The sequence below is a fragment of the Jiangella sp. DSM 45060 genome, from assembly GCF_900105175.1.
In the GTDB taxonomy this organism is placed as follows: domain Bacteria; phylum Actinomycetota; class Actinomycetes; order Jiangellales; family Jiangellaceae; genus Jiangella.
Genome location: NZ_LT629771.1, coordinates 2175071 through 2188964, shown reverse-complemented (window position 1 = coordinate 2188964; position 13894 = coordinate 2175071). Strand labels below are relative to the sequence as shown.

12 protein-coding genes are annotated in these 13894 nt (G+C 74.2%); 7 read left to right on the top strand and 5 right to left on the bottom strand.

Going from position 1 to position 13894, the window contains the following annotated elements; all coding sequences use genetic code 11:
• Window positions 1-35: 35 nt before the first annotated feature.
• The 4 genes from BLU82_RS09735 (at window position 36) to BLU82_RS09720 (ending at window position 3334) form a co-directional block, all read left to right on the top strand.
• Complete coding sequence (locus tag BLU82_RS09735) at window positions 36-848, top strand: hypothetical protein (RefSeq protein ID WP_092619086.1); 813 nt, start codon at window positions 36-38, stop codon at window positions 846-848.
• 50 nt (window positions 849-898) lie between these two features.
• Complete coding sequence (locus tag BLU82_RS09730) at window positions 899-1114, top strand: DUF6458 family protein (RefSeq protein WP_092619083.1); 216 nt, start codon at window positions 899-901, stop codon at window positions 1112-1114.
• Window positions 1115-1172: 58 nt separating this feature from the next.
• Window positions 1173-2117, top strand: a complete 945-nt coding sequence (locus BLU82_RS09725; RefSeq protein ID WP_092619080.1) for an ABC transporter ATP-binding protein — start codon at window positions 1173-1175, stop codon at window positions 2115-2117.
• A 500-nt stretch (window positions 2118-2617) separates the two neighbouring features.
• The gene (locus BLU82_RS09720) at window positions 2618-3334 is read left to right on the top strand and encodes an ABC transporter permease (protein ID WP_092619077.1); all 717 of its coding nucleotides are present in this window, start codon (window positions 2618-2620) and stop codon (window positions 3332-3334) included.
• Window positions 3335-3613: 279 nt separating this feature from the next.
• Here the strand turns inward: BLU82_RS09720 and BLU82_RS09715 are convergent, their stop codons facing one another.
• Both BLU82_RS09715 and BLU82_RS09710 read right to left on the bottom strand, forming a co-directional pair.
• Window positions 3614-5497, bottom strand: a complete 1884-nt coding sequence (locus BLU82_RS09715) for a PH domain-containing protein (RefSeq protein WP_197682842.1) — start codon at window positions 5495-5497, stop codon at window positions 3614-3616.
• Complete coding sequence (locus BLU82_RS09710; protein ID WP_092619074.1) at window positions 5494-5988, bottom strand: PH domain-containing protein; 495 nt, start codon at window positions 5986-5988, stop codon at window positions 5494-5496. The genes BLU82_RS09715 and BLU82_RS09710 overlap by 4 nt, the downstream gene beginning before the upstream one ends.
• Window positions 5989-6696: 708 nt before the next feature.
• On the opposite strand from BLU82_RS09710, the gene BLU82_RS09705 reads away from it, so the two are divergent.
• Both BLU82_RS09705 and BLU82_RS09700 read left to right on the top strand, forming a co-directional pair.
• Window positions 6697-7680, top strand: coding sequence for a heme A synthase (locus tag BLU82_RS09705; RefSeq protein ID WP_197682841.1), 984 nt, complete (start codon window positions 6697-6699; stop codon window positions 7678-7680).
• 118 nt (window positions 7681-7798) lie between these two features.
• Complete coding sequence (locus BLU82_RS09700) at window positions 7799-8047, top strand: DUF6458 family protein (protein WP_069114116.1); 249 nt, start codon at window positions 7799-7801, stop codon at window positions 8045-8047.
• Window positions 8048-8056: 9 nt separating this feature from the next.
• Here the strand turns inward: BLU82_RS09700 and BLU82_RS09695 are convergent, their stop codons facing one another.
• From BLU82_RS09695 to BLU82_RS09685, 3 genes are all read right to left on the bottom strand, one after another.
• Window positions 8057-8908: a hypothetical protein gene (locus tag BLU82_RS09695; RefSeq protein WP_157740769.1), complete on the bottom strand. Its 852-nt coding sequence runs from the start codon at window positions 8906-8908 to the stop codon at window positions 8057-8059.
• Window positions 8909-9557: 649 nt separating this feature from the next.
• Complete coding sequence (locus BLU82_RS09690; protein WP_092619067.1) at window positions 9558-10589, bottom strand: MerR family transcriptional regulator; 1032 nt, start codon at window positions 10587-10589, stop codon at window positions 9558-9560.
• A 48-nt stretch (window positions 10590-10637) separates the two neighbouring features.
• Complete coding sequence (locus BLU82_RS09685; RefSeq protein ID WP_092619064.1) at window positions 10638-11591, bottom strand: heme o synthase; 954 nt, start codon at window positions 11589-11591, stop codon at window positions 10638-10640.
• Between the two features lie 208 nt (window positions 11592-11799).
• On the opposite strand from BLU82_RS09685, the gene tkt reads away from it, so the two are divergent.
• Window positions 11800-13893 (top strand): transketolase, encoded by a 2094-nt coding sequence (gene tkt / locus BLU82_RS09680; RefSeq protein ID WP_092619061.1) that lies wholly within the window; start codon window positions 11800-11802, stop codon window positions 13891-13893.
• Window position 13894 lies beyond the last annotated feature (1 nt).

Below are 13894 nucleotides of genomic sequence, written 5' to 3'. Positions count from 1 at the left end.
ACATGATCGTCGGCGCGTGCGGGTAGGTGCCGACCATGGAACCGGCCGTCGTCCTGCTGTTCGCCGCGCTGGCCGGCGCGGTGGTCGTAGGGCTGCGCCACGAACGGTTCACCGCCCAGCGCCGGCTGGCCGACCTGCGCGAGTTCGGCCGGTCCCGCGGCTGGCGGTTCAGTGTGGGCGGCTCGAGGCCCGTTGGCGCCTCAGACGGCGTGGCCGGCTCGGACAGCTCGGGCTCGGGCTCGGGCTCGGACGGCGCGGACGGCTTCGGCGGCTCGGACGGCTCTGACGGCTCTGGCGTCGGCGCGCGGCCGGAGGTCGACCTCACCCGGCGCTGGCCGGGCCCGCCGTTCCACCCGGGCGGCGGCGTCGCGCGTCCGGTCGTCAGCGGCACACACCGCGGCCGTGACTTCGTCGCGTTCGAGTACCTCTACGAGATCACCCCGTCGCCCACCGCGAAGACCGCGATCCCGCACCGGCGCGCCGTCGTCACCATCCCGCTGCCGTCCGCCGTCCCCGAGCTTGCCGTGACCAGGAGGAATGCCGTCACCAGCACAGCCACCCGCCTGTTCGACCGGCCCGGCGCGGACGTCCCCGGCGGGCCCGGGCGCCGCTTCCACGTGGCCTGCGCGGACCAGCTGTTCGCGGCCACCGTCCTGCAGCCGCTGGTCGTCGAGCGGCTCGAGGCCGGCCCCGCCTGGGAGTGGCGGTTCGCCGGCGACACGATGGTCGGCTACCGGGCCGGCCGGCTCACTCCGGACCGGCTGCTGGAGGGGCTCGGCGCGCTGTCGGACGTGCTCGACCGGATCCCGGCGGAGGCCTGGCGGCATGCCGGACCCGCGGCGGCGTGATCGCGGGCCGGTGCCGGTTTGTGTGGGTTGGTCGCGGGTACGTGCCGGACATGACCCTTGGCCGCGGCATCTTCCTGATGACCCTGGGACTGATCCTGGCGCTCGGCGTTCGCGATCGGGCGGGCGCGTTCGACCTCAGCGTCATCGGCTGGATCCTGACCGGCGTCGGCCTGCTGGTCTTCACCCTCGCGTTCGTGGTCGGCCCGGCCCGCGCGGCCCGCGAGCCGGAGGTCGTCGACGAGCAGGACGACGTGGGCGAACGGTGAGCCCGCGCCGGTCCGACCGGCCGTCGGCGGCTCCGGCGGGTCGTGCGAGACTCGCGGGATGAGCGCAGCGCCGGCCGTCGAGATCGCCTCTCTGGTCAAGCGCTACGACGCCGTCACCGCCGTCGACGGGCTGTCCTTCCAGGTGGCGGCGGGGACGATCACCGCTGTCCTCGGCCCGAACGGCGCCGGCAAGACCACGACCGTCGAGATCTGCGAGGGCTTCCGCCGCCCCGACGCCGGCTCCGTCCGCGTGCTCGGGCTCGATCCCTGGCGCGACGGCGCCGAGCTGCGGCCGCGGGTCGGCGTCATGCTGCAGGACGGCGCCGGCTTCTACCCCGGCGCGCGGCCGGTCGAGCTGCTCACCCACCTGGCCCGGCTGCACGCGTCGCCGCTGGACGTCTCGATGCTGGTGGCGCGGCTGGGCCTGGAATCGCTGGCGCGTGGGCGGGCGCCGCTGCGGCGGCTGTCCGGCGGCGAGCGGCAGCGGGTCGCGCTGGCGGCGGCGCTGGTCGGGCGGCCGGAACTGGTCTTCCTCGACGAACCGACGGCCGGGCTGGACCCACAGGGCCGCCGCGCGACGTGGCAGTTGCTGGACGAGCTGCGGGCCTCCGGGGTCACCGTCGTGCTGACGACGCACCTCATCGACGAGGCCGAGCGGCTCGCCGACCACGTCGTCATCATCGACGGCGGCCGGGTGCTCGCCGAGGGGACGCCGCAGGAGCTGACCAGCGGCCTCTCGGACGACGTCATCCGCTTCGGCGGCCCGCCCCGCCTGGACGTCGCCTCGCTGCGCGCCGCCCTGCCCGACGTGGCGACGGTGCGCGAGGTGGCGCCCGGCTCGTACGAGGTGACGGCCCCGGTCGATCCGCGCCTGCTGGCCACGCTGACCTCCTGGTGCGCGGCGAACGACATCCTGGCCGAGGGTCTGCAGGTCGGGCACCGGTCGCTGGAGGACGTGTACCTGGAGCTGATCGGAGCCTCGGCCGGAAGGACGGCGCCGTGACCACCACCCCGCCCGGCGACGCCTCGACGCCGCCGGGACGCCCCGCCGGGCCCTCAACCCCGCCCGGATCGTCGCGCGCGGCCGGTCCTTCGTCCGCGTCGCCGCCGGAGCCGTCGTCCGCACCCGACCCCTCGTCCACGCCCGCGCCCGGGTCGCCCGGATCGTCGCGCGCGGCCGGTCCTTCGTCCGCGTCGCCGCCGGAGCCGTCGTCCGCACCCGACCCCTCGTCCACGCCCGCGCCCGGGTCGCCCGGATCGTCGCGCGCGGCCGGTCCTTCGTCCGCGTCGCCGCCGGAGCCGTCGTCCGCACCCGACCCCTCGTCCACGCCCGCGCCCGGGTCGCCCGGATCGTCGCGCGCGGCCGGTCCTTCGTCCGCGCCCGCCCCCTCGCCCGGCCCGTCCTCGCCGCCGCCGGAGCCGTCGTCCGCGCCCCAGCCGGACCCTGCGTCGGCCCGGAGCTCGCTGTTCACGCCGGCGCCCGGTGCGGCGCCGATCGGCCGGATGCTGCTGGCCCAGACGCTGTTCGAGGTCCGGCTGCTGTTGCGCAACGGCGAGCAGTTGCTGCTGACCGCCGCCATCCCGGTCGTGCTGTTGTGGTTGCTGACCGCCGCGCCGGTGTTCGACACGGGCGACTACGAGCGGGTCGACTTCCTCGTGCCCGGCGTCCTGGCGCTGTGCGTGATGTCGACGGCGTTCACGTCGCTGGCCATCGCGACCGGGTACGAGCGCCGCTACGGCGCGCTGAAACGCCTGGCCGTGTCACCGCTCCCCCGCTGGACGTTGCTGCTGGCCAAGGCGCTGACCGTGCTGGTGGTCGAGGCGTTCCAGGTGGTGCTGGTCGGCGGGCTGGGGCTGGCACTGGGCTGGCGGCCGTCGGGATCGCCGCTGGCCGTGGCCGTGCTGCTGGTCGCCGGGACGCTGGCGTTCGCCGGACTCGGCCTGCTGATGGCAGGCACGCTCCGCGCCGAGGCCACGCTCGCCGCGGCGAACCTCGTCTACCTGTTGCTCCTGGTGCTCGGCGGCGTGGTGATCCCGCTGTCCGGCTTCCCGTCGGGTCTGCGGACGGTGCTAGAACTCACGCCGACCGGCGCCCTGGCCGACGGGCTGCGGTCGGTCCTGGCGGACGGCGCGGGCCTGCCGTGGGGATCGGTCGCCGTGCTGGCGGCCTGGGCGCTGGCCGGCCTCACCGCGGCGGCTCGCTGGTTCCGCTGGGAGTGAGCCAGCACCCGGCGCAAACCCCGGCGGCCTGGGCCCGAGCGGGCGGGGGCGGCGGCTCAGCTCCCACGGGGAGCGCAGCCCCACGCGCAGCTCAGCCCCCACGGGGAGCGCAGCCCCACGCGCAGCTCAGCCCCCAAGGGGAGCGCAGCCCCACGCGGGCCTCAGCGTCCACGCGGGCCTCAGCCCCCACGCGCAGCTCAGCCCCACGGGGAGCTCAGCCCCGTACGCAGTCCCGGCGCCGCCCGCGTGGGGCTGGGAACGCCGCGTGATCGGTCGTGGTCACGGCTCCCCGAGCGACACCTCCTCGGTCAGGCCGGCGGTCGGCCGGTCGCGGACGAGGAAGGGATCGAGCAGACCGGGGACGGCCTCGGCGCCGAACTCGAGGACCTCGTGCTCGTCGGCGTCGATGACCGAGTAGCGCCGTGCGCCGGCCGCTGTCGTGGCGGTGAGGGTCAGCAGGCCGGCCCGGCGCTGGAACACCGACTGGCTCGCGCGCCAGCCGATGATGCCCTGCCGCTGCAGATACACCGTCGCCCGGCGGACACTGCCCTTGCGGGCGACCAGGAACTCACCGTCGAGATCGTGGCCGAGCGACCGGTACGCGTCGCCGGCCAGTAGCACCAGGGCCACGCACGCGGCCGCGGCCAGCACCGTCAGCACGATGGCCCAGAAGTCGCGCACCGGCGACGCGACCGCCAGCCACACCACCACCGCCGCCAGCACGGCGTCGGCCGCGAGAGCCCAGCGCAGCCGCCGCGCCCGCGCCGCCGCCGGATGTCGTCGCAGCCGTCCGCCGGGCCGCACACCGGCGACGGCGGCGGCCACGGACGCGGCCACCGTCATCGGGGCGGCGGGCAGCAGCGTCGACGCCTCGGACTTGGGGTCGGTGCGCAGGCCGGTCGTGACGACGTCGACCCGCGCCGCGCCGGCGGACCGCACGCCGAGCGGCTCGACGATCTCGACGCCGCGAATGCGCTGCTCCTCGATGCTGACCGAGCGCGTGGTGAGCAGCCCACGCCGGACCCGTAAGGTCCCGCCCGGCTCGCGTTCCAGCCGGTAAGCCCACCACGCCTCCAGCGTGAGCGCCAGCGTCGCCACCACCCCGACCAGCACGAACACCACCGCGAACAGCACCAGCGTCTGCGTCGCCCCGATGTCCTCGACGATGTCGCGGGTGGCGTCGACCGGCAGGCTCTCGCGACCGAACCAGTTCAGCACCTGGAACAGGCCGCCGACCGCGATGCCCGCCAGCGCGAACGTCCAGAACGACAGCGGCGCGAAGCGGAGCCAGCCGGGGTCCCAGCGGGCCAGCACCCGCACGCCCGGCTCGGTGCCGTCGGCGGCCAGCGGCGCGCGGTCGAGCAGCAGCGCACGCAGCCGTTCGCCCTCGTCGCGGCTGACGGGATCGAGCACCAACGTCTGCGGGGACTGCCCCGGCCCGCCGGCCTCGATCTGCTCGCCCGTGCCGATGCTCACCTTCGCCAGCCCGAACAGCCGCTGGACCGGATCGGCCGAGAGGTCGACGGTGCGGATGCGTTCGCGGGCGAGGGAGCGTTTCGTCGTGAAGATCAGGCCCTTGTGCAGTTCCATGCGCGTCGGCGTGACCCGGTACCGGCTGTGCCGCCAGCGCACGTAGTCGGCGATGACCGAGCCCAGCACGACCAGGGCCACCGCCGGCACGACCCACGCCAGCGCGATGCCGTAGGACGTCCCGGAGCCGACGCCGATGGTGGTGGGGATGGCGCCGCCGAGGGCCAGGATGAAGACCCAGATGCCGGTGACCTTGAGAGTGTCGCGGTGCAGCGCGAGCCAGCCGGGGCCGCCCTCGGCACCGGCTCCGCCGCTGGCGCTGGGGCCGCCGTCGGCTCCGGGCTCGGCCGCCGGGTCGGCTCCGGCGGCATGACGGGCGGCCACAGGCTCGGCCGAGCCGGGAGCGGCGGCGGCCGCGCCGGGAGTAGCGCTGGTGGCCGGGCCGGGAGCGGGCACGGTCGGGAGGTCGAAGGCGTGATCGACGGGACCGGCGGCGTGGCCGCTCCGCCCGGACGGGGTGGCGCGCTCGGCAGAGCCGCCGCGCTCACCGGAGGCGGCGCGCCCGGCAGGGTCACCGCGCTCACTGGGGGCCGCGTGCTCGGCGGACGGGTCGCCGGAGCTGGAGTCGTTCACGTCGCGTCGCCGGGGGTGTCGTGGGTGATACGGGTGAGTTCCTCGGCGAGTTCGGCGGCCTGCTCGTGGTCGAGGCCCTCGATCTTCACCGCTCCCGCCGAGGACGCCGTCGTCACCGTCACCGTCGACAGGCCGAAGGCGCGCTGCAGCGGACCGCGGACGGTGTCGACGGTCTGGATGCGTGACATCGGGGCCACCCGCCAGACCTGCCACAACACGCCACCACGTGTGTAGACGGCTTGATCGGTGACCTCCCAGCGATGGATCCGGAACCACCACGGCGGCAGCAGCAGGATCGCGAGCAGCCCCACGACGGTCAGCACGGCCGCCGGGATCAGGAACCACGGCCGCGCCGGCGCGATGAGCAGACCGAGGATCAGCAGCGGGACCACCACCACGGCCGTCAGCACGCCGACCTGCGCTCGCCACCAGGCCATGACGCGATGGTCGAGCCAGTTCCGGGGCGGTCGCAGCCGAGTGGCGCCGCTCATGTCCCTTGCCTCCCGCAGATGTTCGCAGCGAACGAGCCCACTGCCAGAGCCCGCCGGCGTGCCCACGGCGGCTGTCTCGGCGATCACGGCGTGCCCGTAGACGCACGGTAGCGGAGCGGCCGTGCCGAGGCGACCGAAGTGGGACGAACCATGCCGCCGCGAGCCCGGCCGGCACCGGCCCGCGCTCGCCGTGGCAGCGGCAGGTGGTGAGCACGGCCCGCCGTCGCTCGGCGAGGACGACGGACCTGGCCGGCTCGGCGGCGCCGACCCGGCCGGCGGTTGCGGCCGGCGCGCCGTACTCCCCCGCACCGGACGCGGCCACGCCACCCATGCCGGGTGCCCCGCCGCCCGCAGGAGCCGCCTCTTGGAGAGCGGGCGCACGACCGAGCAGCCCGCCGCCGCTGAGGGCGGCAGCGAGCACCGACGCCACCGCCAGGGCAGCGCGCAGAAGAACGGATCGAAGGGCCATGACCCGGACGCTAAGCCCAGATCCGGCCCGTTCGACGGTTTCGGCGTTTGCCCGAATGGCCAGGGCGTTTGCCCGAATCAGGGCTAACCGAAGAGCAGCAACGGAGCCGATAGGGCTAACTTCCGGGCTACCGCTGTCGGGAGTCGGGCAAACCGTCAGCCCTTGACAGGACCGCGCCATTGAGGCAGCGCACGCCGACCCGGAGATCGCGACCGGCCGCCGCGTCCTACCATGACGTGGTGACCGCGACCCTTCCGACGACTCCGGCTCCGGCGCCCGGCCGGGCCGCCCGGCTCGTACGGCGGCTGCCGCTCCCGTCGGAGCTCGCACTACGGCGGCTGGCGGTCGCGTCGCTGGTCACGCAGGCCGGCATCATCGTCACGGGCGGCGCGGTCCGGCTCACCGACTCCGGGCTCGGCTGCCCCGACTGGCCGCACTGCACGGCCGGTTCCATCGCCGCGACGCCCGAGATGGGACTGCACGGGGCGATCGAGTTCGGGAACCGGCTGCTGACGTTCGTGGTCGGCGCGGTCGCGTTCGCGATGCTGGTCGCGGTGTTGCGGACGCTCACGTCGGATCGGCCGCGCCGCGACCTCGTGGTGCTGTCGGCCGTGCTGCTGGGCGTCGTGCCGGCGCAGGCCGTCATCGGCGGCATCACCGTCTGGACCGACCTGAACCCGTGGGTCGTCATGTTCCACTTCCTGGTGTCGGCCGTGCTGGTCGGCGTCGCGACTGTGCTGGTCAGACGGACGCAGCGGCCGCACGGCGCGGTACCGGCGCGGGTCGGGCAACCGTGGCTGGAACGGCTCGGGCTGCTGACGCTGGTGGTCACCGCCGTCGCCGTCTACCTGGGCGCGGTCGTCACCGGCAGCGGCCCACACGCCGGCGACCCCGATTCCAAGCGCACCGGCCTCGACGTCGCCGTGGTGACGCAGGTGCACGCGGACTCGGTGCTGCTGCTCATGGGCCTCTCGATCGGCCTGTACTTCACGGCCCGGGCGGTCGGCTCCCCCGGACGAGCGGCGCGCGCGGCGGCGGTGCTGCTCGCCGTCGAGCTCGGACAGGGCGTCATCGGACTGGTGCAGTATCGGCTCGAGCTGCCGGAACTGCTGGTCGGACTGCACATGCTCGGCGCCGCGCTCATGGTCATGGCCGCGACGGACGCCTGGCTCGCCACGCGCTGGCTGCCGTCGCGCCAGCCGGCCGCCGCGACCGCGCACTGACGACACGCCCAGCGCCACGACGGCGGGAACGGGCGCGCCAGGAGACGGCGGCCGTTTGGCGACCGGGCGGCCGGGTATCTGCCCTGGCGTTCCCGCCAATTCGGGAGGTGTGTCCGATATGAGTATCGGTCTGGGAGTCTTTCTGATGGCGTTGGGCCTGATCCTGGCCCTCGGCGTCAGGGACCGGCTGGCCGACTTCGACCTGAGCGTCATCGGCTGGGTGCTCACCGGTGTGGGTGCGCTGGCCATCGTCGTGTCGATGATGGTCGCGTCGATGCGGACGCGGCGCGCCCGCAGCACGGAGTACGTCGAACGACCGCGCACCAGGGAGTACGTCGAGCGGCGCGACGACATCGACCCGCTCTGAGCCGACCGGTCAGCGCACGACCTCACCGGCCGCGAGCCGGCGCAGCGCGGCGCCCGACCCGAGTTCGGGGCGGGCGTCCGCGCGCTCCAGGTAGTACCGCAGCGCGTGGTAGACGAGCACGGGGTCGGCCCCGAGCCGCTGGGCCGGGATCGCGGCGGCCGTGTGCGCCGGCGCCGTCGACGTCATGCGGCCCAGTGCCGCCGCGCGCCGACTGGACGGCCCAGCCGGGACCGGCTCGCGCGTCGCCACCGTCAGCCAGTTCTGCACCGGCGCCAGGGCGAATCCGTAGCGGACCGACGTGGTGCCGATGCGGTCGATCTGTTCCCAGGTGAGCTCGACGGGGTCGCCGCCCAGCCCGACGACCAGGTGCGACGGCGTGAGGTCCAGCCCCAGGCGCCGGCGGGAGGCGATCAGGCCGACGATCCCGCCGAGCGCCAGCACCGACCCGACGACCAGCAGCACGACGAAGCCCACCACCGCCGCCCAGTCGCCGTCCGTCGCGGCGATGACGAGCGCCGCGACCCCGAGCCCGAGGATCGCCAGCCCCAGGATCGCCAACGCCAGGCTCACCAGCGGCGACGTCGGGAGGACGGGGATCCGCACGCCGGTCTGCCGGCGGCCGTCCAGGTCGAGCGACACCTCGGCGGCAGACACGGGGCGACGGGGCCGGCTGACGGCGGCGATCGGCGCGAGCAACAGCAGGACGCCGCCGATCACGGCCACCGCGACCCACTGCCGGCTGGTGGCCGCGATGGCCGCTGCCAGCGCCAGGAACGCCGCGAGGGCACCGAACAGGACGACACCGAGCCAGCCGCTGAGGGGCGGACGCCGCCAGTCCGGCGGCCACGGCAGCGTCGTCACGGCGACGATGCTCTCATGTGCGCCGTGCCGGGACGGGTGCGACCACGCGGCCACCCAGCCGAGCGCCACGTCGGCCCGACGACCGAGCCCTCATGCGCGACCTGCCGGGACGGGTGCGCACCACACGGCCACCCAACTGGGCGCCACGTCAGCCCGACGACCGAGCCCTCATGCGCGACCTGCCGGGACGGGTGCGCCCACGCGGCCACCCAGCCGAGCGCCACGTCAGCCCGACGACCGAGCCCTCATGCGCGACCTGCCGGGACGGGTGCGCACCACACGGCCACCCAACCGTGCGCCACGTCGGACCGTCCGTGGAGCCGGGACGCGGCGTGCTGCCGCGTTGCTGCGACGTTGTCGGCGCCCGCCCGTAGGGTGGGAAGCCCTCCCAGCCGGGCGGGGACCGTACTCCGCGCGGTAACGCGGCAGCACGCGCCAGGTGTCGTGACCGGCGCCGGGCAGCGGTTGGTCGCCGGCCGACGCGATCAGCGCCTGGGCGAACCGCTCCATGGCGGCGACGCTGCCGCGTTGCTGCGACGTTGTCGGCGCCCGCCCGTAGGGTGGGAAGCCCTCCCAGCCGGGCGGGGACCCGACTGCCGCCGAAACGCAACCGATGCCGACGCGCGGCGCATCGCGGCGCCGGGGCCGGTTACTCGCTGGCCGACCCGATCAGCGCCTGGGCGAACCACTCCATGGCGGCGACGCTGCCGGAGCTGACCTGGGCGGCCGGCCAGCCGTTGATGATGCCGACGAGCTCCCAGTAGCGCTCGACCCGGCGGTCGGAGAAGAGGGCGATCTGCTCGCCCAGCTCCCGGCGGAAGCCCGCGTCGTCGTCAACGCCGCGGGCGTGGGCGAAGCGGGGCGCCAGCTGATCGACGACCAGTTGGCCCTCCGGTGAGGTCGGCGGGACGTCGGCCGACTGGAGCGGGGTCACGAGCTCGGACACGCTCTGGTAGAGCGCCATCTCCTCCGGCGACGGGCCCGCTGACACAGAGCCGGAGCCGGCCGGGCCAGACGAGCCGGAGCCGCCGCTGGACGAAGCAGAGTCGGCGTCCGAGCCGGACGAGGCGGAGCCGGCAGCGGCGGCGCCGGCCTCGGCCATCTGCCGAACCCGCGCCCGATACGACGGGTCCTGCACCAGCTCGGCCAGCTCGACCCAGGCCTCCACCTGGGCCGGGGTCGGGTCGTCGGGGAGATCGACGCGGACGGAGCGCATGCGGTCGGCGAACGCGGGGTCGGTGTCCAGCCCTTCGAAGGCCGACGACCAGTAGTCGTCGATGATCTGCTGCCGTTCGGCGGCGGACAGGTGGGCCAGGCGGTTCATGAGATCCAGCTCCTCGTGGTCGTCGATCCCCAGCGCGGCCACCGCTCGCAGCACCGAACGGCGGGTCCGGAGCAGCCGGATCTGCGCGTCCAGGGCGGCGGCGTGCGCCGTCGCCATGTCGGCCAGCGACAGCGTCCGGTCGAGGACCTGCCGGACGGTCGCGAGGTCGACGCCGAGCTCGCGGAGCGTGCGGACGAGATCCAGCCGGGCCAGCGCGACGGCGTCGTAGCGGCGGTAGCCCGCCGGGGATCGGTCGGTCGGCGGCACCAGCCCGATGTCGGCGTAGTACCTGATCGTCTTCACCGGGAGTCCGGTGCGCCGGGCCAGGTCGCCGATGCTCAGGAAGGCGTCGTTCACGGGAACCACCGTGCTGTCTCCAGTAACTGGAGAGTCAAGAACCGCAGGTCAGCCGAGGATCAGAACGTCGGCCATCACCGCGACGAACACCACCGTGAGGTAGGTGATGGAGCCGTGGAAGAGCCGCATGGCGGTGAGGCCGGCGCCGTCGGGCGTCCGCTTCGCGCGGCCGTACAGGCGGTGCGCCTCGACGAGGAACCAGACGCCGGTCAGCACGGACGCCACCCCGAAGATCCAGCCGAGCGATGCGACCGGCCAGAGCACGAACGTGGTGGCGACCATGGCCCACGAGTAGAGCAGGATCTGCAGCGCCACCGTGCGCGCCGGCGCGACCACCGGCAGCATGGGCACGCCGGCCCGTGCGTAGTCGTCGCGGTAGCGCATGGCCAGCGGCCAGTAGTGCGGCGGCGTCCAGAAGAAGACGACGAGGAACAGCAGGACGGGCGGCCAGTCGAGCGACCCGGTGACGGCGGCCCAGCCGATTAGCGTCGGCACGCAGCCGGCCACCCCGCCCCACACGATGTTCTGCGACGTCCGCCGCTTCAGCAGCATGGTGTAGACGAGGACGTAGAACAGGTTGGCCGCGATGGTCAGCGCGGCGGCCAGCGGGTTGACCCACGCCAGCATGATGGCGACGGACGCGACGAGCAGCAGCGACGCGAACGCGAACGCGCGGTACGGCGAGACGACGGCGCGGGCGAGCGGCCGGCGCCGGGTGCGGTGCATGACGGCGTCGATGTCGCGCTCGAGCACCTGGTTGAACGCGTGCGCGCTACCGCCGGCCAGCGTTCCGGCGATCAGCGTGGCCAGCGCCAGGCCCAGCGACGGCAGCCCGCGCTCGGCCAGCACCATGGCCGGCAGCGTCGTGATGAGCAGCAACTCGACGACGCGCAGCTTCATGAGCGACGCATACGCTCCGACGACGGCTCCCAGCCGCCCCAACCGCCCATGCGGCGCCGGTGCGCGCCGGGTCGCCGCAGGGCTCGGCTCGACGGACGTCAACGTTCACCTTCGTGTGGTCGAAGCGACAGGCGGGAGTGGGAACATCCGCCAGCATGGCCTGTTGAGTCTAACGGTGCGCCCAATCCGCCGAGCGGCCGGGCACACGTCCGGGTGACGTCGATACGCTCGACCGTGGAACGGCCGTCTCGCCGACGGCGCCGTGAGCAGAGACGCAGGGTCCCATCCGTCTGAGAGGAACGTCACGCCGGTGAACACGACACCCGAGAACAGCGCAGACTTCGAGTGGACGGAGCTCGACGACCGGGCGGTCGACACCGTGCGGTTGCTCGCCATGGATGCCGTCGAGAAGGTGGGCAACGGCCACCCCGGCACGGCGATGAGCCTGGCCCCGGTGGCCTACACGCTCTACCAGAAGGTGCTCCGTCACGACCCGTCCGACCAGCACTGGCTCGGCCGCGACCGGTTCGTCCTGTCGGCCGGGCACAGCAGCCTCACGCAGTACATCCAGCTGTACCTGTCCGGCTACGACGTCTCGCTGGACGACCTCAAGGCGTTCCGCACCTGGGGCTCGGCCACGCCGGGGCACCCGGAGTACCGGCACACCAACGGCGTCGAGGTCACGACGGGCCCGCTCGGGTCCGGGTTCGGCACGGCGGTCGGCATGGCGTTCGCGCAGCGCCGGGTCCGCGGCCTGCTCGACCCCGACGCCCTGCCGGGTGAGAGCGTCTTCGACCACCACGTCTTCGTCATCGCCTCCGACGGCGATCTCCAGGAGGGCGTGTCGAGCGAGGCCAGCTCGCTGGCGGGCACGCAGGAGCTGGGCAACCTCGTGGTGCTGTGGGACGACAACCACATCTCCATCGAGGACGACACCAACATCGCCTTCACCGAGGACACCGTCGCCCGCTACGAGGCGTACGGCTGGCACACCCAGGTGGTCGACTTCACCGCCGACGGCGAGTACAAGGAGAACCCGCGGGCCATCTTCGAGGCGCTGCAGAACGCGAAGGCCGTCACCGACCGGCCGTCGTTCATCGCGGTCCGGACGATCATCGGCTGGCCGGCCCCGAACAAGCAGAACACCGGCGCCATCCACGGCTCCGCGCTGGGCGCCGACGAGGTCGCGGCCACGAAGCGGGTGCTGGGCGCCGACCCGGAGAAGAGCTTCGACGTCGCCGACGACGTCCTCGCGCACGCCCGCGCGGTCGGCGCCCGCGGCAAGCAGGCCCGCACCGCGTGGGACGAGCGCTACGCCGCCTGGCGCGGCGCGAACCCCGACCGCGCCGCCCTGCTCGACCGCCTGCAGCGGCGTGAGCTGCCGGAGGGCTGGACGGACAGCCTGCCGTCGTTCGAGGCCTCGGAGAAGGGCGTCGCCACCCGGGCCGCGTCGGGCAAGGTCATCAACGCGGTCGCGCCGGTGCTGCCCGAGCTGTGGGGCGGCTCGGCCGACCTCGCCGGCTCGAACAACACGACCATCGAGGGTGAGCCGAGCTTCCTGCCCGAGAAGCGCTCGTCGAAGATGTTCCCCGGCGACCCCTACGGCCGCACGCTGCACTTCGGCGTCCGCGAGTTCGCCTCCGGCCTCGTCGTCAACGGCATCGCGCTGAACGGCCTCACCCGCCCGTACGCGGCGACGTTCCTGGTGTTCAGCGACTACCAGCGGGCCGCGGTCCGGCTGGCGGCGCTGCAGCAGTTGCCGGTGACGTTCGTGTGGACGCACGACTCCATCGGCCTCGGCGAGGACGGCCCGACGCACCAGCCGGTCGAGCACCTGTCGGCGCTGCGCGCGATCCCGGGTCTGGACGTCGTCCGCCCGGCCGACGCGAACGAGACGGCCGTCGCGTGGCGGACGATCCTCGAGCGGCAGCACCCGGCCGGCCTCGCGCTGACCCGCCAGAACGTGCCCACGTTCGACCGCAGCGTCTACGGCGACGCCGAGGGCACGGCCCGCGGCGGGTACGTGTTCGCCGAGGCGGACGGCGGAACGCCGCAGGTCATCCTCATCGGCACCGGCTCCGAGCTGCAGCTGGCGGTCGAGGCGCGCGAGCGGCTGCAGGCCGACGGCGTCGCCACGCGGGTCGTCTCCATGCCGTCGCAGGAGTGGTTCGAGGAGCAGGACGCCGAGTACCGCGAGTCGGTGCTCCCGGCCGCCGTCAGGGCCCGCGTCTCCGTCGAGGCCGGCATCGCGATGAGCTGGCACCGCTACCTCGGCGACGCCGGCCGCGCCGTCAGCCTCGAGCACTTCGGCGCCTCGGCCGACTACCAGACCCTGTACCGCGAGTTCGGCATCACGGTGGACGCCGTGGTGGCCGCGGCCCGTGATTCCATCTCCCACACCTGAG

Excerpts from the sequence above, each read along its gene's own strand:
- BLU82_RS09735 (WP_092619086.1), top strand. The coding sequence starts at position 36 with ATGGAACCGGCCGTCGTCCTGCTGTTCGCCGCGCTGGCCGGCGCGGTG.
- BLU82_RS09730 (WP_092619083.1), top strand. The coding sequence starts at position 899 with ATGACCCTTGGCCGCGGCATCTTCCTGATGACCCTGGGACTGATCCTG.
- BLU82_RS09725 (WP_092619080.1), top strand. The coding sequence starts at position 1,173 with ATGAGCGCAGCGCCGGCCGTCGAGATCGCCTCTCTGGTCAAGCGCTAC.
- BLU82_RS09720 (WP_092619077.1), top strand. The coding sequence starts at position 2,618 with ATGCTGCTGGCCCAGACGCTGTTCGAGGTCCGGCTGCTGTTGCGCAAC.
- BLU82_RS09710 (WP_092619074.1), bottom strand. The coding sequence starts at position 5,988 with ATGAGCGGCGCCACTCGGCTGCGACCGCCCCGGAACTGGCTCGACCAT.
- BLU82_RS09700 (WP_069114116.1), top strand. The coding sequence starts at position 7,799 with ATGAGTATCGGTCTGGGAGTCTTTCTGATGGCGTTGGGCCTGATCCTG.